The sequence below is a fragment of the Chryseobacterium gossypii genome, from assembly GCF_041361455.1.
GTDB classification, from domain to species: Bacteria; Bacteroidota; Bacteroidia; order Flavobacteriales; family Weeksellaceae; genus Chryseobacterium; species Chryseobacterium gossypii.
Map to the genome: position 1 here is coordinate 1 of NZ_JBGCUR010000006.1, position 22,389 is coordinate 22,389.

The following is a 22,389-nucleotide window of genomic DNA, read 5'->3' on the forward strand; positions in this document are numbered from 1 at the left end:
ATTATTTCGGGGAATCGATAGAATATGATCTTAACGGAAATATCACCCGTCTTTACAGAAATGCTAAAAATACTACCAATGGGATGGCCATGCAGATTGATAATTTAACTTATGCATATACTGGAAACCGCCTGAACACCGTTACTGATGCCAGTCAGAATTATGCCGGTTATCCCGATGTATCCGGAAATACTATTTCTTATGATCATAATGGAAATATGACCAGCCATAAGGATAAAGGGATTTTACAAATAGATTACAATTATCTTAATCTTCCTGGTAAATTAATCTTTGACCGAATCTATATTGTAAGAGATCAATTCTCCGGAAGCCCGGAAACACGCAATATTACCACCCAATATCTGTATAGGGCTGACGGAAGAAAGTTAAGTAAGGTATATACTTATGGTATATCCAAAAGCAGTTCGGAAGCTTATACCCTTACAGATTACCTTGACGGTTTCCAATATGAAGGACAAGGAACTTCAACAAAGGTGGCCAGGATATTAAAGTTTGTTCCCACTACAGAAGGCTATTACAATTTTGAAAATAATAAGTATATTTACAATTATACAGATCATCTGGGAAATGTTCGTTTAAGCTATTTTAACAATGGTAGCGGAGCAGAAGTTCTTGAAGAGAATAACTATTACCCTTTTGGATTGAAGCATCAGGGATATAATGGGCTGGCAGGAAATCCTTCTTATCAGTATAAGTACCAAGGACAGGAATTGCAAGAGACTGGTTTTTACTCGTTTAAATGGCGTGAATACATGCCTGATATAGGACGCTTCGCTCAAGTAGATCCGCTCGCTGAAAAATATCCTTATAATTCTACGTATGCTTTCCAAGAGAATAAGTTAGGAATGGGCATTGAGCTGGAGGGGTTGGAATTATTGAAAAATCATACAGGCTTTTTTGCTATTCATGGAAATGCTATGAAAGTCAAACGAGCTCCTATTTCTCAAAGAGATAGTAATGGAAGCCCTACATTTACAGCTGGAGATATTGGACTGTCTACGAGTGGCTACAATCCTAATGGGGCAAGAATGTCTTCAGGAAATACAGGCTTAAGACTTGATTCTTATAAATATGACGGACCTGTGCCTGATGCAGTGCAGATGCAAAATACAAGAGATAAAATATCAACTAAAGTTCGCCAGAGTTTTAAAACCACAAAAACAGGTGCGGAAATGTGGAATATTAAACAGTACCGAGCTGATCAAGCAAGTGCAGCAAGTAGTGGCATAAAGGAGATTGTAAAATTGGCAAAATTAGGAGCGAATATTCCTGATGCTATTAAAAGCACAAGCGACTATGTACAGGCAGTAAATGATGTTACAGCAGTAAAGTCTCAGGCTGTGACGATGGATCAAGCAATTAAATATGTTGACGGAAGTGGAATTGAAATGAATCAACAGACTAGGAATGATGTAGTAAATTATGTATTTGATGGAACATTGCCTGACCCTAATGCAGGATTAATGCCAAATTCCTTAATCATCCAGAATGGAGCAGAAATTATGAGAACTAATGGCATCCCTATTCAACCACTTGATGAACAATTAACAACAAAAAGTAGAAATATACCTCAATAATGAAAACAATTAAATACATTTTAGGAATACTATTCTTATTGAATATAAGTTGCTGTGTAAATCAGAAGAAAAAGGATGAAGAGCAAATCAAAGAAACAGTTATTAAATACTGGAAAGCGGTTAAGGAAAATGATTTAAAATCATATAATAGCTTAATTTACGATTCAGAAAATTATCTTGGTGTCACTGCGTCCGAATTATTTTTTTTAAACAAGAATTATGATGTAATTAACTCAAAAGAAAACGTTTTAAATAATATTAGGATAAAGGATACTACAGATATTATTCCAAGTGTTAAAATGAAATATGTTCAGTATACATACAAGAAAGAGAACGATAGTAATAATCTGAAAAAACCTTTGATTATAACACTGATGTTTTACAAACAAATGGGACTTGATAAGATATACTATCCAGTAATTTTACAAAACCATATAGGTTGGGATAAATAAATAATAGCAACACCACTTATCAAATGGTGTTGCTATCAATATAAATTTCAAGGACAGGAATTACAAAATGAAACAGGATGGTATAGCTTTAAATGGAGAAATTATATGCCGGATGTGGGAAGATTTTTTAATGTAGATCCGCTTGCGGAAAAGTATGATGATTATACACCTTATCAATTTTCATCTAATCAACCTGTTCACGCAAAAGAGTTAGAAGGTTTAGAAAGTTTTAATGATTTAAACAAGAGATTATCCCTCAGCAAAGGGCAATTTCGGATAAAAGAGTTCAAGCGTATGCGGCGGAGGCTAAAAATAATTTTAGTAATGTGTTTAATGGTAAATTATCTGTACAACCAAAATTAGGTGCTCTAGGTGGAGAAGTAGGAGTAAGTTTAGGACCATTGAAGGGGCATGTAGGTGGTGCCGTTGCTAAAGTTGAAGGTTCTTTAAATACACAAAAGCCATCTGTTAATGTAAAAGCTGATGGTTTATCTGTAGAAGGATCATTAGGAGTTAAGAATGCTAAAATGGAAGGTAGTGCTTCTGCAATTTCAATGGAAGGAGAAGGAACAATAAAGAATGGTAGACCTTCTGGAAGTTTTAATGCTGAAGGAGGAAAGGTAGAAGGGAAGATTACAAATGGTAGTGTTTCATTAGATTTGTCGGATTTAAAAATTGGTGGAGAAGTTAAATTATTTAAAGCTGTTCATGTTGGAGCTGAAGTAAATGTAGGTGAGGCTATAAAAGGAACTGTAAATGCTATAAATATGGTAGGGACGGCAGTAGGAAACTATTTCCAAGAGAAAATAAACGATGTAAAAGAGAAAATAAATAGTAACTAAGATATGAAACTAAACAACTTGAATCTAAGTAGTAAAGAAATTGTAAATATTGTTAAATATTCCACTATAGGAATTTTAATACCAATGTTTATTATTAGTGTTATTTTCAATGCTTTAGGGTGGACATCTTCTACTTTAAATGATGAAAAGGTTACTGGAGTAAAATCATTATTAGTATTTGTGATTACATTTCCCTTATATATTATATTGTTTTTTATAATACAGTTCTGTTATATATATATTGGTTTGAAGATATATAATTTCCTAGTAAAGCTATTGAAAAAATAGAAAAACATCCACTCCGCAAAGTTTGTAACTTTGTGCTAACAATAAAAAACCAAAATATTGAATGTACCTGTACATGCTTCACATACTGAAATTGACAATAAATATCGCTATAATGCATATAATGCAGTAGTTAGAGAGTTAAATCAAAAAGAAGAGAAGAAACCATGAAAAAAGCTATAATTATTCAGATAATTAATATTATATATTTTATATTAATAGTGACTTTTCTTAGAAGATTAAACCTATTCAAATTCGGGAGACTTTGCTAAATAACAAAACCCGCCGCTTGAAGGTGTCAAAAGGGCATCTTCTTTGTGTTTATAAAAAGTACAAACTTACAGTGAATACTCTTATTTAGCTTTATCTTTCACCAAAGCATCAATAACAAAAAAATACTTACAATTAGCTTCCCAAATTCTCAACAAGAAATAGGTGGAACGCTTCCTTCCAGCCTTACAATGTGTAATAGGATAATTAAAGTGGACGGAGAACCGCCAATGATAAAATATAATGCTTCATTCTGATCCCGTATTATCCAAGAACCAATCAGATAACTTAATTGTCAAATTATACAAAGACATAATTATTCAACTACAATATTTCATTATATTTGTTAAACACACTTATGACGGAAAAACTACTTCAATACCTTTGGAACTATAAGGTTCTCAAATATTTTGACTTCAAGGACATTGAAGGAAATCCTATTGAGATTTTGGATTTTGGAAAATGGAATTTGGATGCGGGCCCTGATTTTCTGAATGCGAAAATTAAAATCAACAATCTGGTTCTTGCCGGAAATATCGAGATTCACATTAAATCATCCGACTGGATCTTCCACAACCACTCCGGAGATCCTAACTATCAGAATGTCATCCTTCATGTGGTTTTCCAAAATGATATGGATCTTGATGAGCTAAAAAGCCGGAATATTCCCACTATAGAATTAAAAGATCATATCGCAGAAAATCTGCTTTGGAAATACGAGAAACTGGTCAGCGGGCAACAATTCATAGCCTGCGAAAATATTTTTGACACCGGGAAAGTTCCTGTTGGCTTTCATGAAGGGAATGTCCTGAAAAAGCTGGAAGAAAAATCTTTAGAGCTGGAAGAAAGTCTTGAACAATACAAGAATAATTTTGAGGCCGTTTTATTTCACAGTCTTGCCTATTCTTTCGGATTGAAAGTTAATGCTCTGATCTTCCGGCAGATTGCTGAAAGCATAGACTTCAGTATCATCAACAAAATCCGGCAGAATAATTCTCAGCTGGAAGCTTTATTCTTTGGGATCTCAGGATGGCTGGAACGTCCCGGGGACGAACAAATGGAAATATGGAAAAGGGAATTTGATTTCCTGAAAGCAAAGTTTCGGATCACCAATTTACATTTCCATCCGAAATTTTTAAGATTAAGACCTCCTAACTTCCCTACTATCCGTCTGTCACAACTCGCGAGCCTCTATCAGCAACAAAATCTTTTCTCAAAAGTGATTTCCGCAAAAAGCTTTGATGAACTAGCCGGAATTTTTAAAGACGTGAAAGCCTCAGCATATTGGAACAACCGTTTTAATTTCGGGAAGATCTCAAAAGTCAATCAACCCAAATTCTTAAGCAGTGATTTCATAGAGCTAATTACTTTAAATACCATTCTTCCCTTAAAATATACTTATCATAAATACCATCACGAGGAAATTGCAGATGAGATCCTGGAATTTTATAAAAGCATTTCTCCGGAAAAGAATTCCGTAATCAACAGTTGGAAAAATCTGGGATTGCAAATTAAAACCGCTTTGGAAAGCCAAAGTCTCATTTATCATTATAAAAGCTGTTGTGAAGAAAAAAATTGCTTAAATTGCAGTATCGGATTTAAACTTTTAAAAGATTCATAAAAATGCTTGATAATATTCGCCATAAAATGGAAAGAGAATGGTTTGGTGTACTCACCAGAATGGGAGCCAAACTGGGAATTCCTGTGTCTAAACTGAGAGTTTTTTTCATCTACTCTACCTTTGCAACAGCAGGGTTTTTCTTCCTGATTTACCTCGGGCTGGCATTTACACTCTGGATCAAGGATATTTTCATTACAAGAAGACCAAGCGTTTTTGATCTGTAATATGGAATTTTTGCAAGTTACCTCACCTGATGATTACAGAGTAGAAGAAATCTATAATTCATATTCTGACACCTTCCCCGAAGATGAAAGAAGAGACAGGGATAAGTTTATGAACCTTTTTATAAATCCGAAAGTCAAAATAATCTCTGTTCTGCATGAATCCGAAGACGCGGGCTATCTTATTATATGGGAATTAAGCCATTATGTTTTTGTAGAGCATTTTGAAGTTTTTCCTCATTACAGAAACCGGAAGCTGGGTTCAGATATTACGGCCCATTTGCTCAGAAGCTATCCGAAAATTGTTTTGGAAATCGAGCCTGACCATTTGGGTGAAGAAGCCAGGAAAAGATATTCATTTTACCTGAAAAACGGTTTTACTCTGATCGATGAAATGTATGTGCAGCCAAGTTATGGCCATGGAAAGAAAACACTTGATCTTTGGCTGCTGGCCAATTATTCCCCCGAGAATTTAAAGGAAATAAAAGAAGAGATCTATGATGTTGTATATCATTAAAATAAGTAAAGCGGCTGTCTCAAAAGTACCCCCTCTCTCGGACTCCTGTCTGACAACTTTTGTCATTTAAGAGATTCTCAGAGCGTTAATTTACCTTTTGAGACAGCCTCTTTATAGTTCTTTAAGCTTAAATATTCCATATTAGATCTAATTAACCTCATATTCCAGCTTTATGGTAATACTCGCCTCTTTCTCTTTGGAAGAAGTATTGAAAGTACCGCCATATGAATAATCCTCGTTAGAATTAGGAGCAGTGATCTGGATAACTCCCATGGTCGCTTTTTTAAGCGGCCCCAAACTGCTGCCTGAGTTTTCAGCAATTTTTTCAGCACGCTCTTTAGCATCCTTTGTGGCGGCAGCAATCATTTCCTGCTTTACGGCAGCTAATTTGGTGAAAAAATAAGAAGGCGGAGAAGAAGTAAACTCTATTCCCCGGTTGATAATTTCCGTAATATTCCTGGAAAGATTTTCAATTTTGGCTACCTCCTTACTTTCAATGGAAACTTTCTGTGTCAGATTATATCCCGAAAATTCCCCCTGAACATAATTTCCATTGGAGTCATTATAGCTCCTGAACTGCTTTTGAATGTCTACGGAAGAAAATACGATCTCATTCTGCTTAATCCCTTTGGAAAGAAGATAATCATTAATGATCTTTCTGTCCAGGGCGAGCTCGTCATAAGCCGATTTCAGATCAAAATTAGTTTTGGAAAAACTTCCGGACCAGGTGATCAGATCAGAGGTGAATTGTTTAGTTCCCAATCCGGTAACTGAAATGGTGTTTTCCGATTTATTCCTGTTCTTAACAGCATTCCCCAATAAGCCTAACCCGATGATAAAGCCGAGAGCGGCGATAGCAATTGCAATAATGTTTTTATTCATAAAATTTGTGAATTTGATTAATAATTTATTAAAGCTAAGCATTTAATTGCAATAATATCAATTCCTTATTTCTATTTATTTTAAAACACCAAATTAATGTTTATTACCTTTCAGCCTTTCAAGATACAATGGAATTGTTTCTTCCATTCTCAGCAACACTCCGGATAAGTTTCTGGCTTTTACATAAGTCCTTACCTGGGGTTTCACAGCAAATGAAAATTCGATAAACTCGGAGATCCTTTCGGCAGGAATCCCTGCTTTTGTAAAATATTCGTCCTCTACCCGCTTACGTATCCAGGAAATATGTTCCTGAAGATCATCATATCTGTATTGTCGCTTTTGCCTTCTCGCCTTACCGCTGATCAGATCATAAACCCCTTGTACATTAAGGTTTCCCAGCAACATTGGAAGGAGAACGCTTTTTACCTCCGCAGGTTTCTCCCTCATCTTACCCACCGGCTGCGGGAGCCCTACTGCGTTTTCTACAATTTCACCCCGATCAATCTTGGCAACAGATCTTGAATCTTTCGATAGATCACCGGTTAATTTTCTTACATTTACTTCTTTTATTTCTTCAGGAATCCTGGCCATGGTAATGGTCAGGCGGTAATTGATACCATCCGTTAAAACTTTTTTTGCCATTCTTTCATAGCCGGGCTTTACAAACCTCAACTCATCATTAGCTGACGCCGGGATAGAAAACTGACCTTCTGCATCGGTTAAGACTTTGGTATCCGTAGATATATTGATGACCGTAACACCAGACAGATAAAAGTCATCTTCATTGGTGACGCTGCCAATAACGATCTGTTGTGCATGAAAGCCGACAAAAATAAAGAGAGAGATTATGTATAAACCCTTAGCAGCCTGCCTTACCATCAGCTGTTATTTTTGAGTTTGCGGTGCTCTGTATGATGAGATCTTCGTCAGCACTGCTCTTTGGAACCTGTACAGATCCGCATTACTGCAATAGCCGTATTTTAAAATAGCTTTTCTTTCAAAGCCACTTTTAAGGACATGAAGAACGAAATGCTCAATCAGGGGTTTTTCAATTTTCAGATCTTCAAAATACTGATCGCCCAGAGCTGTTATCAAATATTTCATCAGGTCCAGGTCATCCCATTTATCTTTTATCTTTCCTATGGTAAATGTTCCTTTGGTAACGGGCTGTACAAATTCACCCGGTTTCGGGGCCATTGTTTTCGGATCAGATTTCATGGCAATATAGCGGTCTATATCTTTTGCCAGCTTTTCGACCTTTCTGGGTCTGTTCAGGTTTTTAGAATCCACTTTCAGGTCACCGGTGATGCCCTGCCTGATTTCAACTTCAGGGATCAATGTTGCCGCTCTCACAAGGGCAATATTGATCGGAGAGCCGATATTTTCCGTTGTTATTTTCCTGTTGGCCCGTTCGTAGCCATTTTTTACAATACGAAGTTCATCCCCGGATCTTCCGGCAATCATAAAATGCCCATCCCTGTTTGTGCTAACCCTTTCATCCGTCCTGATATTAATTACCGTAGCATCGGGCAATTCTGCGTTATCTTCCGAAACTACCTTACCAAAAATATATTCCTGAGCATTTGCATTGATGAAAAGTATGGTAAATAAGAAAAAGAATAATTTAAGTTTCACGGGCTGTTTATTATAACGCAAAACTAAAATTATTTTTAGATTATAGCATAAGTTTAACCACAGTTAACGTGTTTTAGGATTTATTTTAGATTTTGCTGCTTAATTTTGTTAAATAGCTTCCTGAAATTGTTAAAATTCACTTATATTTTAGCTAACTTGCATATCCAATTCCTATCATAAGCATGCAAAATTCCTATACAGTTATCAACGCTTCCGCAGGATCAGGGAAAACGTATGCCCTAGTTCAGCGGCTTTTGATGATCTGTCTTCGTTATCCTAATCAGCAACATTCGATCAGGAATATCCTTGCGTTGACGTTCACCAATAAGGCGGCTAACGAAATGAAGGAAAGGATCCTGTCATGGCTGGGAAATTTTTCCGGGGAAAGCTTTGCAGACAATCCGGATCTAAAGAATATTCAGAAAGCATTTGAGGAAGAAGGAATAAAAATAACCATCGACGAGCTTCATCTCCGGTCTAAAAAGCTGTTGGATTATATCCTTCACAACTACTCCACTCTGAATATCGGCACCATAGACCGTTTCAATTCAAGGCTTGTAAGAAGCTTTTCCTATGAACTGGGGCTGGCTAAAAACTTTAATCTGGAAATAGAAGCAGAGCCGTTCCTGATTGAAGCTGTGGATAAGATGCTTGACCAGATCGGGGAAAATGAAGCCATCTCCAAATCATTTATGGATTATGTGGATTACAGTCTGGAAAATAATGAAAGGATCAACCTTAACAAAAGTCTTTATGATTCAGCCAAGGAATTTGTAAAAGATATCCATTACGAGCATCTGAAAAACAATAAAGGTTTTGATGATACCAGCTACGAAAACATTAAAAATACGATCCGGAAGGAGATTGTGCTTAACAGGAAGCATTCTGTAGAGCTTGCCGAAAAGTCCATTGAACTGTTTAAATCCAGAAATATTGACATTGAGGATTTTGCCCAGGGAAAAAATGGCATAGGAGGCTTTTTTGTAAAAGTTTTGGATTTCTATCATCAGAAACGGACAGGATTCCCCTTTCCTACCACGCAGGAAGAATCTGTAGTCAATAATTACAGAAAAGGAGCCGCTTCTAAATCAAAACACAAGGAGAGTGAGATTTTTGAGATTCTGGACCAGTTGCTTGAGAACAGGATGCGGCTGATCCTTTTACATATTGAAACCCAAAAAAAGGAAAAAATCCTGTCTGCGCTTCTTCCCTTAAAGGTAAATAAAGATATTCAGGATGAATTAAAGAAAATTGAAGAAGAAAACGACCTGGTGCTGCTTTCCAAATTCAATATCCTTATCAACGAAAATCTGAGAAATGAGCCGTCTGCATTTATTTATGAAAAAGTAGGGTCACAATTCCAACACTACTTTTTTGATGAGTTTCAGGATACTTCAGAACTGCAATGGCAAAATTTCATCCCGTTAAGGGATCATAGTGTTTCCATTGAAAATACTTCCTTTACTCTCGTAGGAGATCCCAAACAGAGCATCTACAGATTCCGGGGCGGAGAAAGCAAGCTGATGCTGGATATTATCAATAAAAAGGAAACTTCACCGAAAGAGGCGGAACTACTGGTATTAAAAGACAACTGGCGGAGCGCAAGAAACATTGTAAACTTTAATAATGAGCTGTACAGATTCCATTCCGATATTTTGGAGGAAGAGCACAGAAAAATTTTCGGAACGGATGCCGAACAAACTCCTAAATCTACCATTGAAGGCCGGGTAAAAGTGAATCTCATTGAAAATCTCACCAACGAGGATTTTTACAATGACTCTTCAGAAAAAATGCGAAAAGACATTCAGGAATGTCTGAACAATGGCTTCAAATTTTCAGACATTACCATTCTGTGTCGCGGCAACTTTGATATTTTCAGCTATTCCCAAAGGCTGGGTAATCTGAAGGTAAATTACAACGGTGAAGAGGTCAATATCAAAACGATTTCTGAAAAAGGACTTACCCTGGAGCTTTCTGATACCTTAAAAGCGGTGATTGAATTCCTGAAATGGGAAACCAATCCTAAAAACAAGCCTGATCTGATCATGATGATGTATTACCTGAATAAGCTGGGCAGAATCCATATGACAGATTTTACACTGGAAATGAAAGAAATTCTTGAAATAGAGTCCCATGAAGAAATTCTGCGGTTTATTCAGCGTAAATACTCTTTAAAGCTTAAGCAGGATAGTTTTCCAAAATTTAACCTCTATAATTTTGTGGAATATTACATCAATGAATTTTCCTACGAAAATAAGGAAACGGATTTCCTTCTCAATTTCCTGGAAATGCTCTTTAATTTTACACAAAATGCGGGGGCCAGCACCAAAGAATTTTTGAAATACTGGGATGAGGAAGCCTCAAAATTCACCATTCAGGCTTCGGAAAATATTGATGCCGTTCAGATCATGACCATCCACAAAGCAAAAGGACTGGAGTTTCCTGTGGTTTTTATCCCTATGATGAACAAAAACCGGGATACAGAATTTGCCCACTGGTTTGAAACCAGTAATAATGAATCCTTAAGATCTGTAAATATCAACCAGTTCAGCAAAAACCTTGAAGTTTATGATGAAGAGATACAGAGATTCAACAGGCAAAATTCCTACAAGAACTTTATAGACAGGCTATGCCTGCAATATGTTGCTACAACAAGACCTGTAGAACAGCTGTTTTTCTATATACAGAAAGCGAATAAAACTTCCAATAACCTTGAGCTGCTGGAATTCCTGCAAACTAAAAATCCGGGGAACGCCGATGAATTTGATGTGTATGAAGTAAGCCCGGAAATACTCAGAAAGCATTCCAAGGATAAAATTTCATTGTTCAGGACAAGGGATATTCGCAACCTCAAAAATATTAATGAAAAGAGCACTTCAATAAGAATTGCCACTCCTTCCAAAAACTACCAGGTCCGTAATGAAAAAGTAAGAATAGGCCTTTTTGTGCATGAACTCTTATCACAAATAAATACAGCAAAAGACATTCATAAAGTGCTCGAGCGCTATGTGCTGGAAGGGCAGATTACTCTGGAAGAAAGAAATGAAATCCAACAAAATCTACAACAGATCATTGTAACATATTCTGAATTTTTTGATGAAAAATGGGAAGTTATTAATGAAAAAGACATCATGATCTCGGAAAATGGAGAAAACAGAATTTATCGTCCTGACCGGATTTTAAAGAATGATGAGGGCTATGTTATCGTTGATTTTAAAACAGGAGAAGAAACAGAAAAAAATGAAAGACAAATTGAAAATTATAAAAAAATATTGGAAGGTTTGGGAAGAAAAGTTTTGAAAACACAGCTTATTTATTTGTAAAACAGCTTCTGCGGCCTCGTCTTGACGAGGCCGCAGAAGCTTTCAATCAAGTCTAAAAACACTAAAATAGATTAATTGTAAAAATATAAAACAAATTATTTTTTATTGATATATCAATTATATTGTATCAATAAAATTCAATTATGGTACAGGCAGAACAAACTATTTTTTACAGCATTGAAATTAAAAACTTACAGACAGTTATGGAAATATCGGAAAATATGAAATCTGCCGTTTTACAAAAACTTGCCGCAAAGCATCCTTATATGGACTTAAAAGGGTCGGTATTTACGGGCATTCCTGGGAGGTTATTTTGCATTACGGGCTTTACTGCCTTTCTGATACTTACCATGTTGGAATTGCTTCCGCACCAGGTGATGTAACCGAAGGAGCCGTAAACGAACCTTATATGGGATTATGGAAAGATAATGAAAAAGGTTATGAATTTGCCACTACCATCTGAAAGGCAAACTGCTTTTCATTCATGGAACGAGTGATATCAGTGCTCCTTTTTCTGTTACAGTAAGAATGATTGATGCCTTAATTAAAGCTAATAAACCGTATGATTTATTCTTAATGCCTCAGCGGGATCACTCATTGGAAGATGAAAAATATGTAAGTGATGTAGTAAAGAATTATTTTGAAAAAAATCTTAAATTGAAAAATACGGATTGAGGGTACTGGAAAAGAGTAAATTGTTTAAATTTTTGGGGCCTCGTCTTTGACGAGGCCCCAAAAATTTTATATTTAGAATAATATTCAATTAAGCCTTTGTATCCGGTGTGAATACTCTTTGTGCCAATTCCTGATCAAAAAGATAAAGTGCGGATGGGTTGTCAGAAACCATTTTAATTTTGGTTACCAGCTGAGAGGCGCTTGCCTCTTCTTCTACCTGCTCATTGATGAACCACTGTAAGAATGACGTGGTTGCAAAATCTCCTTCATCATTGGCATTTTTAACAATATTAAAAATACTTTGGGTTACTTTTTTCTCATGTTCCAATGCTTTTTCAAAGATATCCGTTGTATTGGCAAACTCATGAGGCGGTTTCGGGATCTCTCCAATAATGATTTCTCCGCCTACATCATTTAAGTAATCGAACATCTTATCTGCATGCATTAATTCTTCTTTACTTTGCACTCTAAAATAATTGGCAATCCCGTCAAGATCTTTAGCCGAGAACCAGGCTGACATTGAAAGATAATATTGGGCCGCATATTGCTCATGGGTAATTTGTTCATTAATTAATTTTGCAATTTTTTCGCTGATCATATTGATAAAATTTATATTTCAAAATTATGGAAATAAACCCCGAATTCAAAAGATTAAGGAAAATTAATACAAAAAAAGAGCGGAATTTCTTCCGCCCAAAACACATTAAAAAATCAAAATTATATGCTATGAGTTAGTTGCCGGAGCCACTGTATTCATTTGCCTTTTCATTTTTCCGTCTTTCATTTTTGCTTTTCTCTCTTCCATTTTAGCTTTTCTGTCAGCCTGCCATTTGTCATATTGTTCCGGCGTTAGAATTTTTTTCATGTCGGCATCCATTTGTGCTCTTTTGGCTTTCATCTGCTCCATTCTCGCTTGCCTGTCAGCCTTATTTTTTTCAAACTCGTTTTTCATTTCTGCCTTCCTTTTCTCATGAAGAGCTTTGATCTGATCTACCTGAGACTGATTTAAGTTTAAATCTTTTTGCATCTTTGCCAGACGGTCCTGCTCTTTCTGTTGCATTTTTTGCTGAAATTCTGCTCTTCTTGCTTCTTTATCCTGGGAAGTAGGGGTCTGTTGTGCCATTGCGAGACTTCCGAAACCGATAAATGCTATTGCTAAAACTAATTTTTTCATTTTTAAATAATTAATTAATTGTTATACATCTTTTTGATTATACATTAAAAAGAAAGTTAAGCGATAAAATTCATAAAAAATGTTAAATTTCAATACTAAAACAATAAAAAAAAGAGCAGATTATAAAACCTGCCCTTCACACCACTTAAATATAATATATGAAAATTAATTTTTTACTAATCTTTGCCTGAATCCTCCCCCTCTGTTATCATTTCCTCTGTTGTTATTCTGTCTTGGGGCCGGGTTTTCAATTCTTTCCTGACGGAATCCGCCTCCATTTCTAAATCCATTATTGTCAGCCCTTCTCATCGGCGATTTTTCTCTTATTGCCTCCTGATTTTTTCTAAAACCATTATTATTTCTGAAGCCTCCATTATTTTTCTCCGCATTTCCTCTGAAACCTCCATTGCTTCTTATGCCTTTTTCATTATCAGAATTGCGGAATCCTCCTGAATTATTTCTTACACCATTGTCAGCTTGCCCACGGAAACCTCCTGTATTTCCATTACCGTTGGATCCTCTGAAACCTCCGGGATTATTACGGTTAACCCTAACAACATTTAAAATCGGGTTATCCTGACGGAATCTGCTTCTTTCAACCTTGTAAATATTGATGTTTACGTTCCTGTACCGAGGGATCGGCCTGAATCGCGGAGCATAATATGTTCTTCTGTAATTCTGGAAGTAAACTACCGGATTATATCCATGATAATAATTCCTCTGGAAAACAATGAATACTCTTGGTCCCATGATTCTTTGCAGTGCATAGAATCTGTCGTAATACCATCTGTCAGGATTATATCTGTAAAAATTATTCCAGGCAGAGAAAGTTACATAAAGATTATTCAGATGCAGGATCTGGTCGATCTGCCAGCGTGATAATCTGTTTTGGGTAAAGAATACATTCCAGTTGATATTAACAATACTGTTTCTGTAGTCATTATAATAGCTCTGGTAATAATCATTTGGATAATAATCCGAAGGATAGTTATAATAATAGTCATCAGGAAAATAGTTCTGATCATCCTGATCAGTATAATACCCTCCGTTATCGTAGTACCCGTCGTCATCCCAACCGTCATTCGGATATTGCTGAGCAAACGACAATGCCGATAAACTCAAAGCTAATCCTATAAATATTTTTTTCATTCCTATAGTTGTTAATTGGTTAGTATGCAGTAGAATATCTCTATTCTATCTTTTTGATTACAATAAAAAAAAGAAGTTAAATCTTTTGATTAAACTTCTTTTAAATTATTGTTAATTAATTGATAATCAGATAAAAAATTTATACTCTTCCGCTATCTTCGATCCAGGTCGCAATTTTTTGGTTAAATGCTTTCTTTTCTTTCAGATCTTCAAGCTTTAAATGCATCCTATAGCGCCAGTAATGCGGGAAAACAGCAGGATTGTTGATTCTTTCGTGATCCAGGTTCTCATTGATCAGCTCCTCATCAGTAGCGAAAAACTCCTGTATCGGGAAAATAGCCAGCATGGCATCGGTATAAAGATGCTGTTTCATAATGATCTCCGCCAAATGAACACTTAACTCTTCGGGGGCCTTTCCGTACTGGATCAACTGCTGATTAAAATATTGCTGGGTAAGTACAGGATCTTCCTTCCACCATTGCCTTAGAGTGGAACTGTCATGTGACGAGGCAGTAACAACATTCAAATAGCTGGCATGCTTGGGATTATAAAATGGAATGCTCTCTGCGGGCATGCGCTGAACCTTCAATGCAATAATTGCCAGCTCATCCATAACTACCGGAACACAATCCGGAACCATTCCCAGATCTTCACCACAGATCAGCATTTTAGTGGCATTTAAGATCACAGGGAGCTTTTCCATTGCCTTTTTATACCAAAGATAGTCCTGTCTTCTGAAGAAATAATCATGGTATAAGTCATAGATGGCTTTCTTTTCCCAATCTGACAGGAATTTGTAAGAATCTGTATTGTAAACATTAAATCTCGGATGATAAACCGTTTCCCCGTCTCTTTCTTCCGTTAAAAACAATACATTGGCACAGAGGGCGATCAGCCGGTCTTCGATTGGACCCCTCGGGTTTTTCTTAAAGAAATCCACCAGCTTTCTCTGGGTATTGAATTCTTCTTTAAAAGAATAGGTCCCATCAAAATTATTATCAATAAACTCAAAGGCTTTTTCCTTGTTCTCTCCGAAATAATCCCAGAGGATCTGATCATTAATGAACGGCTTACAATATCTGTCAAAGCTAAACGGAATATGGTAAGCTTTAAATTCATCCGAAACAACGGGAACAGCCGGATAAAAATATCCCAGGATACCCTGGGTAGCCGAAACCGGCATTCTCCAGATTCTGAAAAACCCTAAGATATGGTCGATCCGCATGGCATCAAAATACTGTTCCAATGCTTTGAATCTGTTTTTCCACCATCTGTAGTCATCTGCCTTCATAGCCTCCCAGTTATAGGTAGGAAACTCCCAGTTCTGACCAAGCTCTGTAAACTGATCAGGCGGGGCTCCTGCCTGGAAATCCATTCCGAATAATTCCGGCTCTTTCCATGCTTCTACAGAGTACCGGTAAATACCGATCGGCAGATCCCCTTTTAAGGAAATCCCGAGACTATGCGTATAATCAACAGCTTCTTTCAGCTGTTGATGAAGCTGATACTGAACCCAGGCATGAAGCATTGCCGAATCATATTCCTTGTTTTTTACAGAAAAGAATTGGGAAATTTTTCCGGCGATATACTTTTTATGGGTCTTCCATTCGTTAAAATTGGGAGTTTTATATTTATCCCTTAATACACAAAATGCAGAATACGGTATCAGCCAATCTTCATTTTCTTTTATAAACTTTTTGAAATTCCTGTCCTTATAAATATTTTCTTTTTCGGCATTGAAAATGGCTCTCAGATATTTCCACTTTCCTGAAATGACCCGCTCATAATCAATTAGCTCAAGGGCATTCAGCGCTTCCTTTTCTGAACTGTATTCTTCTATCAGCTCTGCCGGTAAAGGAAAATCCAGACTTTCTAAAGAGATATACTGCGGATGCAGGGCATATACGGAAACTGCCGCATATGGATAAGAATCTGTCCATGAGTAGTTAGCCGTGGTATCATTGATAGGAAGAATCTGAATGATTCCGAGATTCGTCTGAACAGCCCAGTCCGCCAGCTTCCTGATATCCGCGAACTCACCTACCCCAAACCCCGTTTCACTTCTCAATGAGAATACAGGAACTGCAACACCTGCATCGTGGTACATCTGGTAGAGCTTAAACTTAAAGTAATGATTGGAAACAATCTGAAGGACATCCTTTAACGGATTTGCGGTTGTAAACCTGTTTTCACCCGTTTCCACATCGATGACTCTTTCCTGGATCCTATCGTAAATGCAATACTTATATTGTACAAACCCATTTTCCGGGATCTCTACCGATGTTTCCCAAACTCCCAATTCGGTCTGGGATAAATGGATAACTTTTTCGTAATCCCAGTTTCCCAGAGAGTCTGTATTTCCGAACAAAACGATTTTCCAGTCCGAATTGTACAACGGCGCTTCAATCCTGAATAAGTGTGTATGTTTTTTCAAAACTGAGTTCTTCTCGGGAACAAATTGGTTCAGTTTATTATGAAGGATTTTATTGTTAAGGTAATTCTCCGGAAAATTCTTGTTATTCCATTCGTCAAAAATTATAAATTCCTTATAGTTATGAGGAAAATTAAGATGGTGCGGAACAAATTCCTCTCTCAATAGATTTCCTCTTTCATCTATAAGCTGATACTTATAAGAAACCGCTTTTGAAAAATAATCTACTTCACATTTCCATAAACCATTTTCATCATAGAACATTTTATGGGTTCGGGAAACAGCGTCTTCCTGATTGATAACCAACTGCAAATTTTCCCCCGATCCGGCACTGTAACCTATATTAAAGTATAGTTTCATTATATTTTTTTATAAAAGTACATTTTAATCTCGAAAAATAAAACTTATTGAATATCAAATATTCATTAAAAAAACCTTCTCAAAAGGTTCGAAAAGGTTTTTAATTTTCCGGCAAAGTTAACAGATTATTCTGTTACCAGAATTTTCTTGTTCAATAATATTTTTCCCGATTCATCTGTAATGCTTATAAGATATGCACCATTGATAAGGTTTTTCAGATATACCTGTTGATTTAATAATCCTCCTTTTACCGACAGATTCTGTTTCATTACATTTTTACCGGACATATCAAAAACATTCATCTTCAGGTTTCCTTTTACCGATCTGTCATTGACATTGACGTTGATAAAATGTTCATCCACTTTAGTAGGATAGATATCAATATTAGCCAGTGAATTGATAGAATTTGCCTTGTCATTTACAAAGTATTTGCTGGCCAGGTCATAAATATGCAGATTCAGATTTCCCGGCAGTTGTTTTGCCTGTAAAGTTTCCAGGTTTACCTCGTATAATGGGGCTCCCTTCGCACTGGCAATAATTATGTTTCCTTTTGCGTTCACTGCGGCTCCATTTACAGAATAGTTTTCCGGGATCCCTGTAATTTTTCCGATAAATTCAGCTTTTAATTTTTTTGTCTCTATTTTAAACACATTTCCTGAGGTTGAAAAAACATAGAAATTGTTATCTGTGTCTGCTACCATATCACCTCCGAAACCTGTCTCGACAGTTGTAAAAGAATTTTTTCCGTTCGCCGTATCATCTTTTATAATCCCCAGATTATTGACAACATATTGATTCCCTTTTCTGCTGATCTGGATAAACTGGGTTCCGGAATTGTTGATGGCATAAATATTCCCGTCATATCCTGTTGTCATTCTGGTCATATGGGAATTAATATCGCAGGATGTTACATTCACAACATTATTTTCCACCAGGGTAATATTTTTCGTTTCCGGGTTTAAAATATAAATATTGGATGAAAACATCGGCATGTACACCAGATTGTTATTACGGGAGTCAAAAGCCAGGGTAGCCATGGTAATCGCCTGGGAATTGTTATAAGAATTCTTATCTTCTGCTATTGAGGAATTCCTTGTCTGGGAAAATACTTTTGCAGGAGAATCGGCCTTAAAGACAGCTTCTCCGGAGATTCCGCTGGTAACGTCTATCGCCCGGAAGTCATTGAAAACAATACCCGGAGTATCTTTTCCGGTAAGGGCAAAAAAATCTTGCTGTGCGTAAGTGCTCACACCCAGCCACAGCAAGAATAAAGAGGATAAATGTTTTTTCATAATAATGTAGGATTTAGATTGTAATTATTTTAATATTACTAAGTTACACAATCCGGATTGAATAACAAAAAATCTCTACCAATTGAATAAACATTTATAATTGTTTCATTTAATTGTTTGTATTTTCCATTTAGCGGCTTGGGGCGGCCGGATATCAGTTCAGGACATAGGTTGTGCCATCCCTGCCATCCTTTAGCTCGATGCCTTCAGCCAGAAGTTTATCCCGAATCTGGTCTGAAAGCTCGAAATTCTTAGCTTTCCTTGCCTGATTTCTTAGTTCTATCAATACCTTCAGGGTTTGATCCAGCTTTTCGTTATTATTTTCTTCAATAGCCTGCAAGCCCAAAACATCAAAAATAAAAGCACTCAGGGCTGATTTTAAATCTTCCAGGTCCTTTGCTGAGATTGTTTCTTTCCCATCATTCAGGGCGAAAATGTATTTTACCGCTTCAAATAAATGGGCGATTAAAACCGGAGAGTTAAAGTCATCCGTCAAAGCATCATAACATTTGTTCTTCCATTCTCCGAGATTAAATTCTGACGGTTTGCCCTCATTCGGAATGATTGAATTCAGGGTTTTAAATGCCTCCATTAATCTGATAAAGCCTTTTTCGCTTGCTGTCATTGCATCATTGGAGATATCCAAAACACTTCTGTAATGGGCCTGAAGGAAGCAAAAGCGTACGATTGAAGGATGGAAAGGCTTTTCGAAGAAATCATTTTCTCCTGAAACCAGCTGCATCGGCAGAATATAGTTCCCTGTGGATTTGCTCATACGCTGACCATTCATCGTCAGCATATTGGCATGCATCCAGTAATTGACGGGCGCAGTATCATTACATGCCTTTCCCTGAGCTATTTCACATTCATGGTGAGGGAATTTTAAATCCATTCCACCGCCATGAATATCAAAATTCTCGCCCAGATATTTTGTACTCATTGCCGTACATTCCAGGTGCCATCCCGGGAAGCCTTCTCCCCACGGAGAGTTCCACCTCATTATATGTGCCGGCGAGGCTTTTTTCCAGAGAGCAAAATCCTGCGGGTTTTTCTTCTCACCCTGTCCATCCAGATCACGGGTATTAGCAAAAAGCTCTTCAATATTACGTTTTGAAAGCTCGCCATAATTCAGACCTCTCCTGTTATATTCAAGAACGTCAAAATAAACAGAACCATTACTTTCATAAGCAAATCCTCTTTCAATAAGCTTCTGTGTCAGCTCGATCTGTTCAACGATATGGCCTGTTGCCGTAGGCTCAATATTCGGGGGAAGCAGGTTAAACATATCCAGTACTTTATGGAAATCAACCGTATATTTCTGTACGATTTCCATCGGCTCCAGTTTTTCAAGACGGGTTTGCTTTACAAACCTGTCATTTTCCACATTACCATCATCTGTGAGATGGCCTGCATCTGTAATATTTCTTACATATCTCACTTTATACCCAAGATGCATCAGGGTACGATATATAAAATCAAAGGAGAGGAATGTCCTTACATTTCCCAAATGTACATTGCTGTACACGGTGGGCCCGCAGACATACATCCCTACATTTCCTTCTAAAATGGGTTTAAAGATTTCTTTTTCTCCTGAAAGCGAGTTATATATTTTTAATTGCATTTTTATTAAAGTTAAGATTCAATGATTAAAGATTTAAAAATTAAATAAAAAATCTTTCCCAACAAATAATTGTTGCGACAAAAATCTTTTTTGAAATCTTTTTAAATTTTATCATAATTAAAGATAGCCTAATCTAATTTCGCATGGCTTCCTACATAATGCAGGAACTCCTGTCTGGTAATAGGATTGGTCCGGAAAATACCGCTTAGCTCTGCAGTAATGGTAGAGCTGGCCGTATCTTTAATTCCTCTGCAGTTTACACAAAGATGCCTTGCATCTATGATACAGGCAACATCCTTTGTTCCCAGGGCTTCTTTTAAAGCATTTACCACCTGCATTGTCAATCTTTCCTGAACCTGTGGTCTTCTGGCGTAATAGTCTACAATCCTGTTGATTTTGGAAAGGCCGATTACTTCACCGTTTGAGATATAAGCTACGTGGGCTTTCCCGATGATCGGCAAAAAATGGTGCTCACAGAAAGAATATACGGTAATATCTTTTTCTACCAGCATCTGCCGGTATTTATATTTATTGGTAAATGTAGAAATCCCGGGCTTATTTTCAGGGAGCAGACCTCCGAAAATTTCATTTACATACATTTTTGCCACACGTCTTGGAGAATCTTTAAGGGAATCATCTGTCATATCAAGTCCCAGAGTTTCCATGATCTCACCAAATAAGTGGGTAATTTTTTCTATTTTTTCTTCTGGCGATTTATCAAAAGCATCTTCCCTTATAGGCGTATGTTCTTTTCCAGTGAAAATATCATCGTCGTTGTCAGTAAAATCAACCATTTTTATTAATTTGCAACAAAAATACGGATAATATTTATTCGTTTATTTCAATTCAAACTAAAACATTAGCTTTCATTTGCATAAAGTTATGATCATTGCGGAAGAAGTACAGAACGAGAATCAGAAAAAGGAATTTTTAGAATTTCCGGCCAGGCTTTATAAACATGATAAAAACTACATAAGACCGTTAGATAAAGATATTGAAAATGTTTTCCGCCCTGATAAGAATAAGCTTTTTAAAAATGGGGAATGTAAAAGATTCTTATTTAAAAACAAAGATAATGAGATCGTTGGTAAAATAGCGGTTTTTATAAATAGGCGCTACACACAAAAACAACCTACCGGAGGAATCGGATTCTTTGATTGTATCAATGATCAGGAAACGGCCAATTTTATTTTTGACCATTGCAGGGGCTGGCTTCAGGAAAGAGGTATCGAAGCTATGGACGGCCCGATAAATTTCGGTGAACGGAATAAATTCTGGGGACTTCTTATCGAAGGTTTTATTGAGCCTTTATACGGCATGAATTACAATTTCCCGTACTACAAGGATCTCTTTGAAAACTATGGCTTTAAGATCTATTTTGAGCAGTTATGCTTTTCCAGGCCTGTTTTTGGAGAGGTGTCCAGGGTATTCACGATAGCCCATCATAAGCATAAAAGAAATCCATCCATTTCGGCAAAGCCGCTCAAAAAGAATAACCTTAAGAAATTCGCCAAGGATTTCACCGAAATCTATAACAAGGCATGGGCTTCTCACGGAGAGGGGAAACAGATGGAAGAAGCAAAGGTTCTGAAAATATTTAAAACCATGAAGCCTGTGATTAATGAGCATATTTCATGGTTTGTATATGAAAATGACCAACCTATCGCCATGTGGATAAATATTCCGGATCTCAATCAATGGTTCAAATATCTGAACGGAAAGTTCGGCCTGATTGAAAAAATCAAGTTTCTGTGGCTTAAGAAGTTCAGGAAAAATGAAAAAATGGTTGGTATCGTTTTCGGGGTTGTCCCTGAATGGCAGAAAAAAGGAATCGACGGCTACATGATCTGGGAAGGGACACAGCATTTAAGAAAGCATACAGACTTTAAGGTCACAGAACTTCAGTGGATAGGAGACTTTAACCCCAAAATGATAAGAATTGCTGAAAACCTTGATACAACCGTGACACGGAAGTTAGCTACCTACCGTTATTTGTTTGACAGATCCAAAGAATTTGAAAGGCACCCTATTTTATGAAAAA

General features: G+C 36.8%; 21 protein-coding genes. 11 read left to right on the top strand and 10 right to left on the bottom strand.

The genetic code is table 11. From position 1 onward, the window contains the following. The 7 genes from ABMQ40_RS05235 to ABMQ40_RS05265 all read left to right on the top strand — a co-directional run. On the top strand, positions 1–1,598 hold a 1,598-nt coding region (locus ABMQ40_RS05235), incomplete at its 5' end, for an RHS repeat domain-containing protein (RefSeq protein ID WP_370897266.1). Beyond that, positions 1,598–2,050, top strand: a complete 453-nt coding sequence (locus ABMQ40_RS05240; RefSeq protein ID WP_370897268.1) for a hypothetical protein — start codon at positions 1,598–1,600, stop codon at positions 2,048–2,050. The genes ABMQ40_RS05235 and ABMQ40_RS05240, both read left to right, overlap by 1 nt. Before the next feature lie 18 nt (positions 2,051–2,068). Next, positions 2,069–2,413 (top strand): RHS repeat domain-containing protein, encoded by a 345-nt coding sequence (locus ABMQ40_RS05245; RefSeq protein ID WP_370897505.1) that lies wholly within the window; start codon positions 2,069–2,071, stop codon positions 2,411–2,413. Continuing rightward, positions 2,377–2,892 (top strand): hypothetical protein, encoded by a 516-nt coding sequence (locus ABMQ40_RS05250; protein WP_370897270.1) that lies wholly within the window; start codon positions 2,377–2,379, stop codon positions 2,890–2,892. Before ABMQ40_RS05245 ends, ABMQ40_RS05250 begins: the two co-directional genes overlap by 37 nt. A 913-nt stretch (positions 2,893–3,805) precedes the next feature. Continuing rightward, positions 3,806–5,068, top strand: coding sequence for a DUF2851 family protein (locus tag ABMQ40_RS05255; protein ID WP_370897272.1), 1,263 nt, complete (start codon positions 3,806–3,808; stop codon positions 5,066–5,068). A 2-nt stretch (positions 5,069–5,070) separates the two neighbouring features. Further along, positions 5,071–5,292, top strand: a complete 222-nt coding sequence (locus ABMQ40_RS05260; protein WP_007839346.1) for a PspC family transcriptional regulator — start codon at positions 5,071–5,073, stop codon at positions 5,290–5,292. A gap of 1 nt (position 5,293) precedes the next feature. Beyond that, positions 5,294–5,806, top strand: coding sequence for a GNAT family N-acetyltransferase (locus tag ABMQ40_RS05265; protein ID WP_370897274.1), 513 nt, complete (start codon positions 5,294–5,296; stop codon positions 5,804–5,806). A 147-nt stretch (positions 5,807–5,953) separates the two neighbouring features. On the opposite strand, the gene ABMQ40_RS05270 is transcribed toward ABMQ40_RS05265, so the two are convergent. The 3 genes from ABMQ40_RS05270 to ABMQ40_RS05280 all read right to left on the bottom strand — a co-directional run bounded on the left by ABMQ40_RS05270 (position 5,954) and on the right by ABMQ40_RS05280 (position 8,323). Further along, the gene (locus ABMQ40_RS05270; RefSeq protein WP_370897276.1) at positions 5,954–6,688 is read right to left on the bottom strand and encodes an SIMPL domain-containing protein; all 735 of its coding nucleotides are present in this window, start codon (positions 6,686–6,688) and stop codon (positions 5,954–5,956) included. A 93-nt stretch (positions 6,689–6,781) separates the two neighbouring features. After that, positions 6,782–7,567, bottom strand: coding sequence for a carboxypeptidase-like regulatory domain-containing protein (locus tag ABMQ40_RS05275; protein WP_370897278.1), 786 nt, complete (start codon positions 7,565–7,567; stop codon positions 6,782–6,784). A gap of 6 nt (positions 7,568–7,573) precedes the next feature. Continuing rightward, positions 7,574–8,323 carry a carboxypeptidase-like regulatory domain-containing protein gene (locus ABMQ40_RS05280; protein ID WP_370897280.1) on the bottom strand — a complete coding sequence of 250 codons (750 nt, stop codon included), beginning with the start codon at positions 8,321–8,323 and terminating at the stop codon, positions 7,574–7,576. A 182-nt stretch (positions 8,324–8,505) separates the two neighbouring features. On the opposite strand from ABMQ40_RS05280, the gene ABMQ40_RS05285 reads away from it, so the two are divergent. The 3 genes from ABMQ40_RS05285 (at position 8,506) to ABMQ40_RS05295 (ending at position 12,321) form a co-directional block, all read left to right on the top strand. Then, entirely contained in the window at positions 8,506–11,646 is a 3,141-nt protein-coding gene (locus ABMQ40_RS05285; RefSeq protein WP_370897282.1) for a UvrD-helicase domain-containing protein, read from the top strand. 313 nt (positions 11,647–11,959) lie between these two features. Then, the gene (locus tag ABMQ40_RS05290; protein WP_370897284.1) at positions 11,960–12,109 is read left to right on the top strand and encodes a hypothetical protein; all 150 of its coding nucleotides are present in this window, start codon (positions 11,960–11,962) and stop codon (positions 12,107–12,109) included. A 35-nt stretch (positions 12,110–12,144) separates the two neighbouring features. Beyond that, the gene (locus ABMQ40_RS05295) at positions 12,145–12,321 is read left to right on the top strand and encodes an alpha/beta hydrolase family protein (protein ID WP_370897507.1); all 177 of its coding nucleotides are present in this window, start codon (positions 12,145–12,147) and stop codon (positions 12,319–12,321) included. 88 nt (positions 12,322–12,409) lie between these two features. Here ABMQ40_RS05295 and ABMQ40_RS05300 read toward each other — a convergent pair whose 3' ends face one another. The 7 genes from ABMQ40_RS05300 to folE form a co-directional block, all read right to left on the bottom strand. After that, positions 12,410–12,919 (bottom strand): ferritin, encoded by a 510-nt coding sequence (locus tag ABMQ40_RS05300; RefSeq protein ID WP_370897286.1) that lies wholly within the window; start codon positions 12,917–12,919, stop codon positions 12,410–12,412. Between the two features lie 126 nt (positions 12,920–13,045). Continuing rightward, complete coding sequence (locus ABMQ40_RS05305; RefSeq protein ID WP_370897288.1) at positions 13,046–13,495, bottom strand: DUF4890 domain-containing protein; 450 nt, start codon at positions 13,493–13,495, stop codon at positions 13,046–13,048. Positions 13,496–13,660: 165 nt separating this feature from the next. Continuing rightward, on the bottom strand, positions 13,661–14,644 hold the full coding sequence (locus ABMQ40_RS05310; protein ID WP_370897290.1) for a hypothetical protein: 984 nt from the start codon (positions 14,642–14,644) through the stop codon (positions 13,661–13,663). Positions 14,645–14,783: 139 nt separating this feature from the next. Further along, a complete protein-coding gene (locus tag ABMQ40_RS05315; RefSeq protein WP_370897292.1) occupies positions 14,784–17,435 on the bottom strand; it encodes a 4-alpha-glucanotransferase in 2,652 nt (883 codons plus the stop codon). 125 nt (positions 17,436–17,560) lie between these two features. Beyond that, complete coding sequence (locus ABMQ40_RS05320) at positions 17,561–18,727, bottom strand: T9SS type A sorting domain-containing protein (RefSeq protein ID WP_370897294.1); 1,167 nt, start codon at positions 18,725–18,727, stop codon at positions 17,561–17,563. 154 nt (positions 18,728–18,881) lie between these two features. Continuing rightward, positions 18,882–20,348 (bottom strand): cysteine--tRNA ligase, encoded by a 1,467-nt coding sequence (cysS, locus tag ABMQ40_RS05325; RefSeq protein ID WP_370897296.1) that lies wholly within the window; start codon positions 20,346–20,348, stop codon positions 18,882–18,884. A gap of 128 nt (positions 20,349–20,476) precedes the next feature. Further along, a complete protein-coding gene (gene folE / locus ABMQ40_RS05330) occupies positions 20,477–21,142 on the bottom strand; it encodes a GTP cyclohydrolase I FolE (protein WP_370897298.1) in 666 nt (221 codons plus the stop codon). A gap of 88 nt (positions 21,143–21,230) precedes the next feature. Between folE and ABMQ40_RS05335 the strand changes: the two genes are divergently transcribed. Beyond that, on the top strand, positions 21,231–22,385 hold the full coding sequence (locus ABMQ40_RS05335; protein ID WP_370897300.1) for a hypothetical protein: 1,155 nt from the start codon (positions 21,231–21,233) through the stop codon (positions 22,383–22,385). The last annotated feature ends 4 nt before the right edge of the window (positions 22,386–22,389 follow it).